Consider the following 17335-nt stretch of genomic DNA (forward strand, 5'->3'; position numbering starts at 1 on the left):
CTAACTCTCGATATTAAGAGGGAAATGGCAGGCATATTGATGATGCTTAGTCCCAGTTAAAGGTGGACGCACAATACACTCACGTTGACCATAAGGACAACGAGGACCTAATCGGCAGCCAAGGGGCAGATGCTCTAAAGAGGGAATTGACCCATTCAGGGTATTTAAGCGGCTTTTATGAGGAAGCGGCTGACCAAAATCTGGCATCGCACGCATCAACGCTTGAGTGTAAGGATGATGGGGCGTGGCAATCAACTCTTTACTCGTTGCGGCTTCCACCGTCTGACCGCAGTACAGCACTTGGATACGGTTCGACCACTGGCTTACCGTACGCAGGTCATGGCTGATTAATAAGATAGTCGTATTATTGTTTTGGTTTAAGCGTCTTAACAGGCGAAAAATTTGGTCTTGAGTGGTCGATTCCATGGCATTTGTCGGTTCATCCGCTATCAACAATTTCGGTTGACTGGCCAGCGCGATAGCGATCATCACTTTCTGACATTCACCCTCGGTTAAGGCATAAGGGTAGCTGCGCATAATATCACGATGATCGCTAAATCCGACGCGGTGCAGGATATCGATCACTCGTTCTTTACGCCAGGGTAACAGACGTTTATACCAAGGACCTTTAAAGGTCTCACGCGGTATTGCTTGTTTTAGCTGACGACCGATCGAGGCAGAAGGGTCAAGACAAGCTTGTGGCTCTTGAAAAATCATCGAGATATGACGACCGATAATTTTACGTCGTTCGCGTGGCGACAAACGAAGCAAATCGATATCGCCAAAGCGCATACGATCAGCGGTAATCCGCCAATTATCAGAGGTAACGCCACAGATTGCTTTGGCCACCAGGCTTTTACCAGACCCCGATTCACCGACCAGTCCTAAGATTTCGCCCTCATTCAGTAAGAGATTGACGCGATCTACTGCTTTGATTGGCTTATTGTCGTTAACAAACTCAATGGTTAAATTACGGATATCGAGCAGTGGCATCTACTTTACTCCTGCGTCAATAGCACGGCGTATTCCTTCACCGAATAGATTAATCAGTAGGGTAGCGATCATAATGGCGGCTCCGGGTAGCATAACCGTCCATGGGGCGACATAAATCAATTCGAGCGAATCCCCGAGTATGGTTCCCCATTCCGGTGAAGGCAGTCGTGCGCCAAAACCGAGAAAGCCTAGTGCTGAAATATCAAAGATAGCGATAGATAGACATCGCGTTACGTCACTGACCAGAATAGGTAAAATATTCGGTAAAATCGTTCCTTTTAATAATAAAAATGGACTCGCGCCATCCATTTTTGCCGCGACAACATAAGCCTCGCTCATCTCCTCACGAATCGCCAAATAGAGCGTACGGATCATTCTCGGGGTGAGGGCAAGCCATACTGCCAATATCGCGTGGCCGAGACTGGGTCCTAGAAACGCGACCACTATGATAGCGATTAACAATGACGGTAAGGATAATGCGATATCTAAAAAGTGATTGATGGTTGCTGAGCGTAATCCACGGGTCATTCCCGCTAAAATTCCGAGTAAAAAGGCACAGGCCGCTGCAAAAAAGGTCGCGATCAACGCGCCGCCAATGGTAGGCAGAGCACCCGCTAACAATCGACTTAACAGGTCACGGCCAAGATCATCGGTACCTAGGAAGAAAGAGACATCACCATAACGAGACCATGAAGGCGGTAGTAACTGGTAGCTGATAAATTGTTGGTCAAGGCCGTAGGGAGCCAGTAATCGACCGAAAATACAGAGTAAAAGCAGGGCACAGGTACCATAAAAGCCGATCATCGCTGAGGTATCACGATAGAAAAAATGCCATGCTCGTCGAAATGCGCCAGGAAGCTTTTCTTCCTGATAGATCTTATCGATTGGCATACCATTCCTTATGTTTTAATGGGTCAATGATGGCACCGAAAATATCTGCCAGCATATTGATGAAGATGACCAAACTCCCCACGGTCATTACTCCGGCTGAGATGGCATTATAGTCGGCTTGCCGCACGGCGGTGATTAACCAACGTCCGATTCCCGGCCAATTGAATACCGCCTCAGTGATCATTGCTAAGGTCAGCAGTGTCGAAAATTGCAGACCCAGATGCGGAACGATGGGTGGCAGCGCGTTATGAATCACATGCCGCCGCACCACGGTAACACGTGAAAGTCCGCGAATGGTTGCGGCTTTAATATAGCCCTGATTAATTATATCCAGCGTACTGTCGCGCATCAGGCGGATCAATTCAGTCATTGGCACGATCGATAAGGTCACTACCGGCAATACCAAATGGCGTAATACACTCAAGAGCATCTCATGACGTAGAGGAGAACGAGATAACCATGCATCCACTAACGCTGACCCGGTAATGGCTGGGGCAGGATAAAGAAGATTTATGCGTCCGGAAACGGGAAACCAACCGAGAGAGAGTGAAAAGAGCATGGTTAAGAGGAGGGCGAGCCAAAAGACCGGCAGTGAAAATCCGACCAATGCAAAACCACTGATCAGTTTATCTTGCCATTTATAGCGATTAAGGGCGGCAATGATCCCTAAAGGTAACCCGACCAACGTGGCCAGTATCGCGGCTAAGAAACAGAGCTCAAGGGTGGCAGGCAATACTTCAAGCAATTGTTCACTGACCGCCTGTCCATTAATGCTGGACACGCCAAAATCGAAATGCAACATCCCTTGTAACCAGAAAAAGTAGGCATCCGTTAAGGTCGCGCCTTGTAATGGCGCGTGAGGAGTATAATAACAGAGGCTAAAACTCACCCAAGAGAGCAGAACTAAAGTGATAAGAAGTAAAAAGAGACGTCGCGCGATATAGAGGCTCATGGTGTCTCCCCCTGTGAGTTATCGCGGTAAACCCCCGCAAAAGAACTGTTACCAAATGGGCTGAGAACTAATCCTTTAATATCGTAACGATAAGCTTGTAACCGTAACGATGAGGCAAGGGGCAAGATAGGAAGCTGCTGCGCTAATATCTGCTGTGCTTGACGGTAATAGTCAATTCTACCGGATAGCTGCTGCGAACGAAGGGCTAATTGTAATGTATTATCAAATTGCTCATCACACCAATGGGCATAATTAGTGCCCGAGTTGATGGCCGCACAACTTAGCATAGGACGAAAGAAGCTATCGGGATCATTACTATCGGTGCTCCAGCCCCCTAGGGTTAAATCGTGGTTCATCGCCATGAGCTGATTCTCTTGAAAACGTCCTTCGACAGGTTGAATTTCAACATGAACGCCAATTCGAGCAAGATCTGCTTGGATAAGTTCTGCCGTCTTCAATTGACTGGGATTCCATGGCTCAGAAGCCACTGGGACCAACATTTTTAAGTGAAGATCATTGATATTCAATTGTTTAAGAAGTTGTTTGGCCTTTTCAGGAGCGTATTCAGTTACCTTTGAATCGTTATCGTAAGCCCATGACGCTCTGGGGAGTACCGAAGCCGCCGTTTCAGCCGTACCATAATAGATCGAGGCCATTAATCGCTCATTATTAATGGCAAGAGATAAGGCTCGACGAACGTTAACGTTATCTAACGGTGGGCGCCGAGTATTGAAGGCCAAAAATGCCATATTCATTCCAGGGCGCAGTGTCATTCGTAAGCGTGGGTCATCCCGCAGTATAGTCAGCTGGCTTGCAGCGGGATAGGCCAGCACATCACACTCACCGGTTAACAGTTTAGACAGCCGTCCTGTGCCACCTGCACCTAAGTCGATAACCACCTGGCGCAAACGCGGAACGCCTTTCCAATAAAATGGATTTCTTTGCAGACGGATAAACTGGCCACTGCGGTGTTCACTTAACTGGTACGGGCCTGTGCCCACAGGTTGACGGTCTAGCGTTTCTTGCTGATGCTCTTGACTTAAACGTTGTGCATATTCGGCTGAGAGAATCGGCGCATAGTGGGTGGCCATATGCCATAAAAAGCTGGCATCAGGATGGGCCAGCTTAATTTCTACCGTGTGACTGTCCAATTTTTTTACGGACTGAACACTATCAGCAAACTGTAAACTATCGAAATAGGGGTAGTGGCCGCCATTCACTTGGTGCCAAGGATGATGTTTATCAAACATTCTCGTAAAGCTGAACACGACATCGTCAGCATTCATTTTACGGGTAGGAGTAAACCATTGAGTATGTTGAAACGAAACATCGGATTGAAGATGGAAGATAAACGTTGCGCCTTCGTCTTTAATCTCCCAGCGCTTTGCCAGGGCTGGAATGAGACGGAAGGTATAAGGATCGACATCTAATAGGCGGTCATAGAGCTGCGCGGAGAGCGTATCGATCACTACACCGCCACTCGCAAGTTGGGGATTGAAGGTGTTCACCTCACCGTTTACACAATAAACAATACCGGTATTGTGAGTCGGAGAGGCGGCGCACAGTGTAGACGTTGCGTATAGCACACCAAAACTGGCGAGCAAAGCTCGTAACATTTTTGTCATAGGGAGCTAAATTAATGAACCATTGAGTAATTTTACCCTAAGCCGCCCGTAAAACCAATCGCAGGGCAATAATGAGAGACAGGAACTTGTTTAAAAAAGAATGAGAAATATTTGCAAACGGTAATGATAATGATTACTATCAAAAATATCTGGTGATGACAGGTTATCAGATACGACATTGCTCACATTGCTTCTAGTATTTCTTGCCCGCTGACCGCGGGCTTTTTTTGGGTGTGTCGGGCATGCAATCTTCATCAATATAATTAAGCAGATACGACGTTGTATTTGTTTTTCCCGCTTCGATTGTCGCCTGCCTCAGGCTGAAGGTCGGTCGCTGTTCAATAATGAATGGATCGTCACTGAGGCCCGAATTTTTCCCAGCGAGGGAACCGGCCCTATGCATCATGTCGTCCACGTGCTGCGCTATCTTCCGCATATTGGCTGTGTTACAGACAAGATCATTCAGTACGCCATAATCCGCTTTTGTCTACGCGCCAGAACACTGAAGCGCCTGCATCCGCCAGGCGTGGAGAAAACTGATAGCCCAGCAACCATAAAGGGCCAAAAATCTGGTCACTGGGGCCTGCTGTATCCGTTTAAAGCGTCTTCAGGAATCCATCGATACTACTTCCAGCTCCGGAATGCTTCTTTGGTGCACTAGCAGAATTTGAACGCAACCTGACTCGGGAAAGGACTCAGACCGGGCTTCACTCTGCACGTTCCAGGGCTCGAAAAAGGGGGGCCAAATGTCCTGAATAAAGGTAAACAGGCTCTGGGAGCTCAACTTTATGATGAAATAAAACATACCGTCAAGTAGATATGTTAATTAATGAAGGTATCGAGACTCACTCTTTATAAATATATTGATGCATCAAAAATTGAAAATAATTGGTAGTTAGCGGCTGACAATAATATTATTATTACATAATGGTAAAATGGAATTGAAATTCAATAGGAAAGGAGAAATAAATGCCATATCATAAACCACGAATATACCGTCTGAAAGGAACGGTTGGTAGCTGTGGAACCAATAATGCTTATGACGTAAAAGAAATAAAGAAAATGATAATTGGGGCTGGATACCAGTTATCTACTGGAAGGACTATCAGTGCAAATGGCGTATGCGGTCTGGAAACCGATCAGGCGATAATATGGTATCAACGTCTTTTGACATTATCTCCTACCGGGCTTATTCATCCTACAGATAGTTTTTTTATTTATGCTATGAAAAATGCGTACTCTCCGGGATGGAGACCACAGCATACATCAGGTTCTCTCCGGGTAAGCGAGGGACAGGTAACATTTGATTCAGAAGGACTTGATTACATCACCGCAGTGGAGCCTTTCAGGCAGCAGCGTTATCCGGGTTTTTCTAGGATATTACACTGGCCTGCAAAAATCTCATCGGGTGTAACTATCGGACGAGGGTACGATATGGGAAGTCGCAGTAGTGGTGAGATATTCTCAACACTTAGACAGGCTGGCATTGAGGAATATAAAGCTGTTATATGTTCTAAGGTCGTCAGGCAGGACAATTTGTGAAGGTTTATGGTCCCCTTATTGGTGAGATCACTCACACCCAGCAGGTTAGACTTTTTGAGATTGTGTACAGCGAAAAACTTAATTATACACAAGGTGTATATTCAAGAAATTCACGCCATATAACGGATGCTCTCACCTGGTACAAAATCGATAAAGCAATACGTGATGTGTTTGTAGATACAATATACTAGGGTAACAGGTCAGCACCAGACATGGTAAAAATAATGGCACGAGGAGGGAGCCGACATGAAATCATACAATACCTAAAAAATGATCCGATTTTAAGTAGGGACTGGCGAAGAAATGAAATAAGAATAAGGGAGCTGAATAAATGATTAGATTTTTTTTCTGAATATATTTTTTGTGCGATATTTTCAGTCTTCACTATTAATTCTTATGCTGTATCAAATTCAGGAACCATCGTCGAAAATAATGAAGTTTTCGCCTGTACAGAAGAGCATAGTGATAATAATAGTGAGTGTCTGGGGTCTCTAAGTGAAAAGGCAGAAAAAATATTAAATACTGTCTATCAGGACAAATTACATGAGATTTCAAATTACGATTATAACCAGTGGTGGATGGGAGAGAAAAAACAAAGGGAAGAGATGAAAGACGCTTTTATTCGAAGCCAGGAGCTATGGTTGAAATATCGTCAGGACTACTGTAAAGCAGCCAGTACCGGAGCTGAAAGAATTGATGGTTATGGCACAACAGCGTTAAGTTGCCAGATAAACATGGGGATAAGACGCATAGAAGAAATTAGAATGGTACACCCCGATCTTTCAGATGACTAAATTCAGTCGATACTTTCGATACTGATCTTGCCCATAAACAAATCTGTTCGAAAAAGTACTTGGCATACGTTCTCTTACGGTTGGACTACAGCCTCCTCAACATAACCGAACCGCCGTATACGGACCTGTAAGTACACTGGTGTGGGAGGAGGCTACTCACGGGATCAGCCCCTATCTCGATCTCTGCATTTCCTACAATTTTATATTCTATGTTTTTTTAATAAGGCCCTAAATTGATGGTAGGTTAACCCTAAGGCCTTGGCGGCAAGCGTATGTTGAGGGAATTGCTGTAAACTCGCTTGCACAAAATCCGCTTCTTGCTGGTGTTGCCAATCACGCAAATTGATAGGAAGCGCGGGAAGTCGAGGAGGAGTTGAGGGAACCTCTGGTTGAAGAGTCGCTGACTGAAAAGGTGAAAGAATCACTTCAGCAAGAGGTTTATCCGTTTGGGCCGAGCGATAGATTGAGCGTTCAACGACATTTTTTAACTCTCGTACGTTACCAGGCCAAGACGCCGCTATCAGTTGCTGCTCAGCAAATTGACTGAAGCCCGGAAAATAGGCTCTTTTCAGTTCCCGACACATTTGCATGGCAAAATAATTGGCCAAGGGCAGGATATCCGCTCGGCGTTCCCGCAGCGGGGGAACATAAATCACATCAAAAGCGAGGCGATCAAGTAAATCCGCGCGAAATTTCCCCGCCTTAACCAGTGCGGGTAAATCCTCGTGAGAGGCACATATCACACGAACATCTACCGTGAGGGTGGTACTGCCGCCGATCCGTTCAAACTGACCATATTCAATCACCCTTAATAATTTTTCCTGTACTACCAATGGAGCGTTACCAATCTCATCTAAGAAAAGCGTGCCCTGATTCGCGCGTTCGAAGCGACCAAGATGGCGTTTTTGTGCACCCGTAAAAGCACCGGTCTCGTGGCCAAATAACTCAGAATCTAATAAGTTTTCATTGAGCGCGGCACAATTGAGAGTAATAAAGTTCTCTTCCCAACGTGTTGATAAGTAATGTAATCGTTGTGCCACCAGCTCTTTACCACTCCCGCGCTCACCTTGAATAATCACCGGTTTATTGAGCGGCGCTAAAGTGGAGACGTGATCGAGCATATTGAGAAAATTTTCCGCCTCACCTAATACATTATCACTCTTCATGATTGGTTTATTTCGCTAAAAGTTAGTCAATTTAACCATTTTATAATAAGAACTTAAAAAGCATAGATATTAATTCCTATCAAAAACAATACGTTATATTTTGGCATGAGATTTGCTAAGACTGATATGAGTATTACACGTAATTTTAAAGGAGTTTACTAATGGGTATTTTTTCACGGTTCACCGACATCATTAATTCAAATATCAATACGCTATTAGAAAAGGCAGAAGATCCTCAAAAAATGGTGCGATTGATGATCCAAGAGATGGAAGATACGCTGGTTGAGGTACGGACTCATTCAGCTAAAGCGTTAGCAGAAAAAAAAATGCTGCAACGCCGTATTGATTCGGCAGCTGTACAGTCTGAAGAGTGGCAGCAAAAGGCAGAATTAGCGGTTCGTAAAGATAAAGAAGATCTTGCACGGGCGGCTTTAATCGAGAAACAAAAGTTGACGCAGTTAGCAGAGAAACTCCAAGCTGATGCCGAAATGCTCGATGAAAATATTAGCAAGATGAAAAACGAAACAGCCGAGCTTGAGACAAAATTAACTGAAACGCGTGCACGTCAAAAAGCATTAACAGTACGTTATCAAACGGCTTCAACCAGCCGCCAAATTCGTCAACATATTGACAGCGGCAAGGTTGAGAAGAACCTAGCGCGTTTCGAATCCTTTGAACGACGCATTGACCACATGGAAGCCGAAGCCGAAGTCTTAAAATCTGCCAATACTGCTAGTCTGGACCAGCAGTTTTCTGAATTAAGTGCTGACGATGAAATCAGCCAACAATTAGCCAAAATTCGTCAGCAAGTCGCCAAGCCCGAATAACAGAGTGTGACCTAACCGACAAAAAAGGAGTGTTGATGAGCGGATTTTTGTTAAGTGTACCTTTAACGCTATTTGTAGTCTTTATCGCGCCCTTATGGCTGTGGCTACACTATAGCAATAGAGGGAAACTCTCCAATAAGCTATCAGTCAAAGAAATTGCACAGATTGAACAGCTGAAAAAAGATGCGGATCGGATGCAAAATCGTATTCATGCTTTAGAAGCTATTCTTGATGCCGAAAACCCAGAGTGGAGACAATCATGATTAAACTGCCATTTATCAGTGATAAACCCCTTTACCGTAATAGTGAACAGGGCAAGATCTTAGGTGTCTGTGCAGGGATTGCTGATTACAGTGGTGTACCGGCTAACGTGGTTCGGATTATTGCGGTTCTTTCAACGTTTGGCCTATTTTTTGTCACGTTATTAATTTATGTGGCGCTGGGTTTCATTTTGGATAAAAAACCTCGCGGGTATGAAGTAGAACCCGCTACACTTTCTATTGATGAGGTATTGAGTCAAGCAGATCAAACCTTGAAAGAGAGTGAACAACGTCTGCGTAAGATGGAAGGCTATGTCACATCAGAAACCTTTTCGGTTCGTAGTCGTTTTCGGAAGCTTTAAGTCATCTGTCTCATCGTGAGCGGATTATAAAGTGAGGGTTTGATGAACAAACAATGGAAAGACTCAGCAAAACGGCAGGTGAAACCTGCCTTAAAATCAGTGGGTAAATTTGTACTCATTAATGCTATTACTTTTGGTCCTGCAGGCGTGGCTGGCTGGGCAGTAAAATCGGTGAGTAAAAAGCCGGTGAAACTCTTTCTCGGGATGGTCTTAGAACCGCTTCTGAGTAAAATGATGAAAAAAATTTCCGCTAAATTACTAAAAGAGCAGCATGAAAAAAATCCAAAATGAGGTGATCTCTTGGGTGCAACGCAGCACAGATCAGCATCTCTGTCTTGCGGTGACAGGATTGAGTCGCAGTGGTAAAACGGCGTTTATCACCTCTTTAGTCAATCAGCTACTTTCTGTTAATCATGGTACACGTTTACCGCTCTTTACCCCAGTGCGTGAAGGGCGGATTATTGGCGTAAAACGAGTGCCTCAACGTGACCTTGCTACGCCAAGTTTTAGCTATGACACTGGACTTGCCCAACTCTATGGACTTCCTGCGAGTTGGCCCACTCCCACGCAAGGGGTGAGTAAAATCGAGTTGGTTATTCGTTACCGTACTCAGCATTCACTGATGCGTTACCTTAAAGCGACCTCATCGCTTCGCCTTGAAATCATCGATTATCCAGGTGAATGGTTACTTGATCTGCCGATGTTAGAGCAAAGCTATACACAATGGTCTGCGCAAATGCGCGAGTTACTCACAGGTCAGCGTGCAGAGTGGGCATCAACTTGGCAGGCGGCTTGCGCCGACCTCGATCCCCACGCGCCAGCCGACGACCTATTACTCACCGAGATTGCACAGCGTTGGACCGATTACCTTCATCAGTGTAAAAAAGAAGGCTACCACTTTATCCAGCCCGGTCGCTTTATTTTACCCGGTGAAATGGCTGGCGCTCCTGCATTACAATTTTTTCCTTGGCCATTTGATGATCTTCCCGCTAACCACGCAGATAGCCACGATAAAACCTCCACGTTTGCTACGCTGAGACAACGCTACGATTTTTATTGCCAACATGTCGTGAAGAAATTCTATAAAGAGTTTTTTGTGAAATTTGATCGTCAGATTGTGTTGGTGGATTGTTTACAGCCCCTGAATAGGGGACCGAATGCTTTTAATGATATGCGCTTAGCCTTGACGCAACTGATGCAGAGCTTTCACTACGGTCAGCGCTCACTAATTAGACGGCTCTTTTCTCCGGTAATCGATAAACTGCTTTTTGCTGCGACAAAAGCTGATCATGTTACCAGCGATCAACACGCCAATATGGTCTCTTTACTCCGCCAGGTGACCCAAGCAGCTTGGCAAAATGCTGCGTTTGAAGGGGTAAATATCGAATGCTTAGCGTTGAGTTCAATCCAAGCAACAATTCCTGGCATTATCGAACATCAACATCAACAGGTCCCCGCGCTGAGAGGACGACGTTTACCAGACTATCAGCCGGTTTCACTCTATCCTGGTGAAGTCCCTACACAGCTGCCTACCGCTTCTTTTTGGCAACAGCAAGGATTCAAGTTCGAAAACTTCTCGCCACTGGAGATGGATGCCAATAAGCCATTACCACATTTACGTATGGATAACGCGTTAGATTTTTTATTGGGAGATAAACTGAAATGAAGGGCAATGATGTTAGGCCACGCATAGATTTTGCCGTGACGCCCTCAGAGTCGAACGCAGAAAAGATTAAAATAGCCCATCACTTTGACGAACAGCACGCAGAGCAGCATTTTGTTGCTGAAGAGTATGAACACCATGATGGGCTGAATGACGTTGAAGAAATCATATTGGAACAGAGTTTACGTCCTAGATTTCCTGTGTGGGCCCGTCTGCTACTGCTGGGTGTACTCGTTTTATTCGTGAGTGGTGTTGCACAGCTGGTCCAAACTATTCTCACGGCTTGGTATGAGAAACAGTGGGTTACCATTGGGATGGCAACTGCTGGGGTGATGATTGTGTGTGCTGGGTTGGGTGCAATGCTGGCAGAGTTATCACGATTACGACGGTTAAAAAAACAGATGCACATTCATCAGTATGCGCAGAGGTTGTTATCCAGCCACAGCCATCAGCATGGCGTGGCATTTTGTGAAAGCTTGATTAAGGATGCTGGACTGCCCGCTGAGCATCCGGCTGTGATGCAATGGCATGCAGCCCTTGACCCTTCACTGAGTGATAAAGAGGTCGTCACCCTCTACTCCACCCTTGTCCAACCGACATTCGATAACCAAGCTCGCCGTTTAATTCGTCAAACAGCAACCCAATCGGCCTTTATGGTCGCTGCAAGTCCTTATGCACTGGTCGATATGGGATTGGTCGCTTGGCGCAGCCTGCGTATGATTAATCAAATTGCCAAGCTTTATCAGGTTGAACCAGGTTATTTCGGGCGTATAAAGCTACTGCGTGCCTTATTAGTGAATATGGCCGTCGCAGGTGCCAGCGAATGGATCCAAGAAAGTAGCCTTGATTGGTTATCACAAGATCTCGCGGCACGCCTCTCTGGTCGTGTTGCGCAGGGTGTGGGAATTGGATTACTGACGGCGCGTTTAGGGGTTAAGACAATGTCTCTCTGCCGGCCAATCCCTTGGGTTGAGGGAGAGGCACCGAAAGTCAGTGAGTTTCGGCGCGGGTTAATTGCCGATCTTGGCGATAAATTTCGGCATCGTAAATCAGATTAATGATTGACGTGTCTATTGTACTCGCGAGTGTCAACTTTTCCTGACAGAAATATTCTGCTTTATTTATACCTAGCGTATACTTAAGGTATTACGCAGTCGGGGAGAGTTGTCATGCGCTTAGAAGTACAATGCCAAGATCGTCAAGGATTGGTTCACGAACTTTTAAACTTATTAGTAAAACGTAATATCGATCTTTATGGTATCGAGATTAGTGAGAACTATACGGTCTATCTGCGATTTAGCTCCGTAAACTTCGACGATTTCAGCGGACTCATGGCTGAAATTAGGAGAACACCAGGTGTGAGCGATGTACGCCGTGTAACGTACATGCCCTCTGAACAGGCCAAACGCGCTTTACATGCTTTGGTCAACAGCCTGCCTGAACCGGTGTTATGTACTGATTTGAAAGGGCGCATTGAACTGACTAACATGGCAGCCCAGCAGCTTTTTGCACTCGATAATCACTCGCCAGCGCAGTTACTGACCAGCTTGCTTCCGAATATTGAGCTTCCTCAATTTCATACTAAGAGGTCACTGCCCTTTACTTTACAGGGACGCGACTTTTTGGTTGAGATATGTCCACTTTTCTTGCCAGATGATGACACCTCACAAGTACAACAAACCGGCACCTTAGTGATTTTTAAATCCGCGACCGAAATCGGTAGGGGGGTAACGGTCGCCGAGCTTGATACAGAGGGGGCGTTTAATCATGTCATTGCCGACAGTCCAAAGATGCGCCAGGTGGTACAACGAGCAAAAAAACTCGCGATGCACGATGCACCTTTGTTGATTATTGGGGAGACGGGAACAGGTAAAGACATTATTGCTCGTGCTTGTCACCAATTAAGCCCACGCCATAGCCATCCTTTCTTGGCGTTAAACTGCGGTTCATTGCCTGATGATGTCGCGGAAAGTGAATTATTTGGTCATGCGGCAGGCGCATACCCTAACGCATTTGAAACTCAAAAAGGTTTTTTTGAACAAGCCGCGGGCGGTTCGGTATTTCTCGATGAAATCGGCGAAATGTCCCCAAGTCTACAGACTAAACTGCTGAGGTTTCTTAATGATGGAACCTTTAGGCGCGTAGGGGATGAGCATGAAGTGCATGTGGATGTCAGAGTGATTTGTGCGACCCAGAAAAATCTACAAGAACTTGTTGACTTGGGCACCTTCCGCGAAGACCTGTTTTATCGCTTAAATGTGTTATCCCTACAGTTACCTGCACTACGCGAGCACCCGCAAGATCTTATGGCCTTGGCGAGCTTCTTTGTTGCGCGTTTTGCCCACGAGCAGGGGATTACCGTACCCCGATTGGCACCTTCACTTGCTACCCATCTATCACGCTATCACTGGCCGGGAAATGTTCGCCAGTTGAAAAACTGCCTTTATGCAGCGATGACGCAATGTGAGGGGGATGAACTACGGCCGCAAGATGTGAATCTACCAAACTTCACGAATGATGACGACGTCGATATTTTGCAGCTTGAAGGGAGTCTCGACGAGATTAACGGACGCTTTGAACGCTCAGTCTTAACAAAACTCTATGCCAGTTATCCCAGCACACGTAAATTAGCCAAGCGATTAGGGGTATCACACACCGCGATAGCGAATAAATTGCGTGAATATGGTGTCGGGCAGAAAAACAGTAAGCCGAAAGAGTAAGTAGAGCGGTACGCTAACAAGGCCAAGCAGATTCTGCTTGGCCAGCGTGATTATTTTAAGCTGTTCAAGGCTGCATCATAATCAGGTTCTTGAGCGATTTCTGACACTAGCTCGCAATAAATCACTTCATCGTTTTCGTTTAATACGATTACCGCACGAGCGGTGAGGCCGGCTAAAGGACCTTCTTCGATATCTACGCCCCATGACTTTTTAAACTCTGGATGGCGGAATGTGGATAATGATTCAACGTTATCTAGACCATCCGCCGCACAAAAGCGAGATTGTGCGAAAGGTAAATCAGCGGAGACGCATAGCACAACGGTATTGGCTAGCTCTGACGCTAATTGGTTAAATTTACGGACAGAGGCCGCGCAGACGCCCGTATCAACGCTTGGGAAAATATTCAGTACTTTACGCTGACCTGCATAGGCTGTTAAGCCAATATCGGCAAGATCTTTATTCGTTAGCGTTAACGCAGGGGCTTTGCTGCCAGCGCTTGGGAATTGACCAGCGACGGTGATAGGTGAACCTTTGAGCGTAACAGATTGCGACATTATGGATTCCTTAATTCAAATAGTGCGTCCCTGTTTAGTAGGAACTTTAATGAGTTAACCCTACTTTTATGACATACTTTTGCGGTTTAATCGAGAGCTGAAATGCGAATCCGTGTATTGGACCATGACAGTGAGTTAACTGAGGATTAAGGAATATCGTCTATGCGTTATCTATCGAGCATTACCGTCGCCTGTTTAGTGCCACTCTATTTACCTTGTGTTGCTTCTGCTCAGTCTGACAGCTTGGCAGCCAACCAAGAGATTGTGCGTCAGATTAAAGATGAGCCGGCATCCTTAGACCCCGCACAGGCTGTTGGGCTTCCAGAAATTCCTATCCTTCGTGACTTATTCGAAGGACTGACCAATCAGGATGCACAAGGACATCCAGTACCCGGTGTAGCAGTTAGCTGGCATAGCAGTGACCAAAAAGTGTGGTTATTCACTCTACGTAAAGATGCCAAGTGGTCGAACGGTGACCCGGTCACGGCAAAAGATTTTGTATACAGCTGGCAGCGGATGGTTGACCCACGCACCAGTTCTCCTTATGCCTGGTTCCCCGCCTTGGCGGCGATCGAAAATGCTGCTGAGATTACCGCGGGTAAAAAGCCATTGGCAAGTTTAGGGGTGGTGGCGAGCGATGACTACCATCTTAAAGTGACCTTAGCGCACCCAGTTGCCTGGTTCCCAGTGCTAACCAGTAGTTTCGCTTTGTATCCGGTGCCGCAAAAAGTTGTTGCTCAATACGGTAATCAATGGACATTACCGGGGCATCTGGTGGGAAACGGGGCGTATCAATTGGAGAAACACATTGTTAACGAACGTGTGGTACTGACCAGAAATAACCATTACTGGGATAATGCTCATTCGACGCTTAATAAGGTGACCTTCGTTCCACTCAGCGATTCAGTCACTGCTACCCATTGGTATCAGGCGAATAATATTGATGTAACAGAGTCCTTTCCAAAAAATCGCTATCAACGTTTAAAGCAAACGATGCCGGGTGAGGTATATACTCCCGCGCAACTCGGTACCTATTATTATGCGTTTAATACTCATAAAGGGCCAACGGCAAACGTTAATGTAAGAAAAGCTTTATCTTGGACCATCGATCGACACATTATCGCGGATAAAATTCTGCGAACCGGCGAGAAACCTGCTTGGTATTTCACCCCTGATATTACTCAAGGTTTTGCCCCTCCGACCTTAGCCTATCAACAACTCAGCCAGGCTGAGCGTAATCGTCAGGCTAAACTACTGTTAAACGCAGCAGGGTATGGGCCGAGTCGTCCGTTGAAGATCAGTATTCTTTATAACACCTCGGACAGCAACAAACAGATAGCGATTGCCGTGGCATCGATGTGGAAAAAGAACTTAGGCGCAGAAGTGAGCTTGGTTAATCAAGAATGGAAAACCTATATCGATAGCCGTAAACAAGGTAACTTTGACGTGATCCGCGCGTCGTGGGTGGGCGATTATAACGAGCCCTCAACATTCCTCTCACTATTGACCTCACAGCACACAGGTAATATTTCACGGTTCACCAATAGCGCTTATGATGCATTAATGGATAAAGCCAGTAGGGAAACAACGCTCGCCCCACGTGAAAAAATTTACACTGCTGCAGAACAGATGATTGCGGAAAACGTACCCATTGCGCCGATTTATCAATACACCAATGGGCGTTTGATTAAACCTTGGGTAAAAGGCTATCCCATCACCAATCCTGAAGATGTCGCTTATAGCCGACAATTACGTATCGAAAAGCATTAATAAAATTTTACGTATTGAGTGACAGGCTAGGGTTCATTGCACTTACACTGGAAAAAACACGAGAAGAAGGGAACCGTTTTGAGTTCAATCGATATTTCGCAATTGCATGTGCCTGATGCCATTATTGCTTGCCAACTTGATGGGGTGGGGGGAATGCTACCCATTTCCTCGGCAGGGCAAGTCGGGCCAACCAAACCTTGCTGGGTTCATCTAGACTATTCCTCCACCGTTAGCCGAGATTGGTTACAATCCACGCCGCTTATTCCTGATACCGTTCGTGATGCGTTAGCAGGGGATAGTCTTCGCCCGCGTATTAGTCGGCTTGCAGATGGTTTTATGTTGGTGTTACGGAGCATTAACCATAACGATAATGCGCGTCCCGATCAGCTGGTGGCCGTGCGAGTCTTTATTAATGGAGATTTGATCATCACTACCCGCAAACGTAAAGCGCGCGCCATTGATACGGTCTGGGAAGATTTACAAAATGGGCATGGTGCAGAAAATGCAGGAAACTGGATTGTCGAATTTTGTGACGCGCTGACCGAGCAAAGCGGCGAATTTATTGAACAATTGTATGACCGTATTATCGCGCTGGAAGATGCTCTATTGGATGCTAAAGTCCCAGCTCGCGGCGAAATGGCGCTTTTACGCAAACAATTGATCGTGATGAGACGGTATATGGCACCACAACGCGATGTCTTTGCGCGGATTGCTAATGAAAAATTTACGTGGATGGCTGATGAGGATCGACGCTTGATGCAAGATATTGCGGAGAGATTAGGTCGTGGCTTAGAAGATCTTGATGCAGGCATCGCCCGTACCGCAGTGATCAGTGATGAGATTGATGCGCTCATTGCCGAATCCATGAATCGTCGAACCTATATTATGTCGTTAATGGCGATGGTCTTTCTGCCGGCAACCTTCCTTACCGGTCTTTTCGGCGTTAATCTAGGCGGTATTCCAGGTGGAAGTTGGCACTACGGTTTTACGGTGTTCTGTCTAGTTCTCGCTGCCATCGCAATCGCTGTAACATTATGGTTAAAAAGCCGCAAATGGCTCTAGGTAATGCCATACAAAAAGGTGATCTGAATCAAAACGAAAGATTGGTCGCTAGGGCATACTTCCCTTCGCAGGTGAATGCAACGTCAAGCGATGGGCGTTGTGCTCCACATTGTCTTATTTTTTGAATTAAAGCATAGCGAAATTGATTCTCATG

At 45.8% G+C, this 17335-nt stretch carries 17 protein-coding genes and 1 pseudogene; 11 read left to right on the plus strand and 7 right to left on the minus strand.

Translation table 11 applies throughout. From position 1 onward, the window contains the following. From sapD to HH682_RS01050, 5 genes and pseudogenes are all read right to left on the minus strand, one after another. Positions 1-993 carry a putrescine export ABC transporter ATP-binding protein SapD gene (gene sapD, locus HH682_RS01030; RefSeq protein ID WP_214235387.1) on the minus strand — a complete coding sequence of 331 codons (993 nt, stop codon included), beginning with the start codon at positions 991-993 and terminating at the stop codon, positions 1-3. Beyond that, on the minus strand, positions 994-1884 hold the full coding sequence (gene sapC / locus HH682_RS01035; RefSeq protein WP_214235389.1) for a putrescine export ABC transporter permease SapC: 891 nt from the start codon (positions 1882-1884) through the stop codon (positions 994-996). It lies immediately after the preceding gene. Next, the gene (gene sapB, locus HH682_RS01040) at positions 1871-2836 is read right to left on the minus strand and encodes a putrescine export ABC transporter permease SapB (protein WP_214235391.1); all 966 of its coding nucleotides are present in this window, start codon (positions 2834-2836) and stop codon (positions 1871-1873) included. Before sapB ends, sapC begins: the two co-directional genes overlap by 14 nt. Beyond that, a complete protein-coding gene (gene sapA / locus HH682_RS01045) occupies positions 2833-4461 on the minus strand; it encodes an ABC transporter substrate-binding protein SapA (protein ID WP_214235393.1) in 1629 nt (542 codons plus the stop codon). The genes sapB and sapA overlap by 4 nt, the downstream gene beginning before the upstream one ends. A gap of 193 nt (positions 4462-4654) precedes the next feature. Further along, a pseudogene (locus HH682_RS01050) lies at positions 4655-5012 on the minus strand (Tn3 family transposase). A gap of 418 nt (positions 5013-5430) precedes the next feature. On the opposite strand from HH682_RS01050, the gene HH682_RS15650 reads away from it, so the two are divergent. Together HH682_RS15650 and HH682_RS01060 are read left to right on the plus strand one after the other, a co-directional pair. Continuing rightward, on the plus strand, positions 5431-6003 hold the full coding sequence (locus HH682_RS15650) for a lysozyme family protein (protein ID WP_250318471.1): 573 nt from the start codon (positions 5431-5433) through the stop codon (positions 6001-6003). A 419-nt stretch (positions 6004-6422) separates the two neighbouring features. After that, positions 6423-6797, plus strand: a complete 375-nt coding sequence (locus HH682_RS01060) for a lysozyme inhibitor LprI family protein (RefSeq protein ID WP_338049290.1) — start codon at positions 6423-6425, stop codon at positions 6795-6797. A 200-nt stretch (positions 6798-6997) separates the two neighbouring features. Here the strand turns inward: HH682_RS01060 and pspF are convergent, their stop codons facing one another. Continuing rightward, complete coding sequence (pspF, locus tag HH682_RS01065; protein ID WP_214235395.1) at positions 6998-7963, minus strand: phage shock protein operon transcriptional activator; 966 nt, start codon at positions 7961-7963, stop codon at positions 6998-7000. 161 nt (positions 7964-8124) lie between these two features. On the opposite strand from pspF, the gene pspA reads away from it, so the two are divergent. The 7 genes from pspA to tyrR all read left to right on the plus strand — a co-directional run bounded on the left by pspA (position 8125) and on the right by tyrR (position 13795). After that, the gene (gene pspA / locus HH682_RS01070) at positions 8125-8790 is read left to right on the plus strand and encodes a phage shock protein PspA (protein WP_214235397.1); all 666 of its coding nucleotides are present in this window, start codon (positions 8125-8127) and stop codon (positions 8788-8790) included. Between the two features lie 35 nt (positions 8791-8825). Next, on the plus strand, positions 8826-9053 hold the full coding sequence (gene pspB, locus HH682_RS01075) for an envelope stress response membrane protein PspB (RefSeq protein WP_214235398.1): 228 nt from the start codon (positions 8826-8828) through the stop codon (positions 9051-9053). Further along, positions 9050-9412 carry an envelope stress response membrane protein PspC gene (gene pspC / locus HH682_RS01080; protein ID WP_214235400.1) on the plus strand — a complete coding sequence of 121 codons (363 nt, stop codon included), beginning with the start codon at positions 9050-9052 and terminating at the stop codon, positions 9410-9412. Before pspB ends, pspC begins: the two co-directional genes overlap by 4 nt. A gap of 42 nt (positions 9413-9454) precedes the next feature. After that, positions 9455-9703, plus strand: coding sequence for a phage shock protein PspD (gene pspD, locus HH682_RS01085; protein ID WP_214235402.1), 249 nt, complete (start codon positions 9455-9457; stop codon positions 9701-9703). Continuing rightward, positions 9684-11078, plus strand: coding sequence for a YcjX family GTP-binding protein (locus HH682_RS01090; protein ID WP_214235404.1), 1395 nt, complete (start codon positions 9684-9686; stop codon positions 11076-11078). The genes pspD and HH682_RS01090 overlap by 20 nt, the downstream gene beginning before the upstream one ends. Further along, positions 11075-12133 (plus strand): YcjF family protein, encoded by a 1059-nt coding sequence (locus HH682_RS01095; RefSeq protein WP_214235406.1) that lies wholly within the window; start codon positions 11075-11077, stop codon positions 12131-12133. The genes HH682_RS01090 and HH682_RS01095 overlap by 4 nt, the downstream gene beginning before the upstream one ends. Positions 12134-12244: 111 nt before the next feature. Beyond that, positions 12245-13795, plus strand: coding sequence for a transcriptional regulator TyrR (gene tyrR, locus HH682_RS01100; protein WP_214235409.1), 1551 nt, complete (start codon positions 12245-12247; stop codon positions 13793-13795). A 50-nt stretch (positions 13796-13845) separates the two neighbouring features. Here the strand turns inward: tyrR and tpx are convergent, their stop codons facing one another. Then, the gene (gene tpx / locus HH682_RS01105) at positions 13846-14349 is read right to left on the minus strand and encodes a thiol peroxidase (RefSeq protein WP_214235411.1); all 504 of its coding nucleotides are present in this window, start codon (positions 14347-14349) and stop codon (positions 13846-13848) included. 162 nt (positions 14350-14511) lie between these two features. On the opposite strand from tpx, the gene HH682_RS01110 reads away from it, so the two are divergent. Next, entirely contained in the window at positions 14512-16119 is a 1608-nt protein-coding gene (locus HH682_RS01110; RefSeq protein ID WP_214235413.1) for a peptide ABC transporter substrate-binding protein, read from the plus strand. 78 nt (positions 16120-16197) lie between these two features. Then, positions 16198-17181 carry a zinc transporter ZntB gene (gene zntB / locus HH682_RS01115; protein ID WP_214235415.1) on the plus strand — a complete coding sequence of 328 codons (984 nt, stop codon included), beginning with the start codon at positions 16198-16200 and terminating at the stop codon, positions 17179-17181. The last annotated feature ends 154 nt before the right edge of the window (positions 17182-17335 follow it).

The organism is Rosenbergiella gaditana (genome assembly GCF_018494065.1).
Taxonomy (GTDB): domain Bacteria; phylum Pseudomonadota; class Gammaproteobacteria; order Enterobacterales; family Enterobacteriaceae; genus Rosenbergiella; species Rosenbergiella gaditana.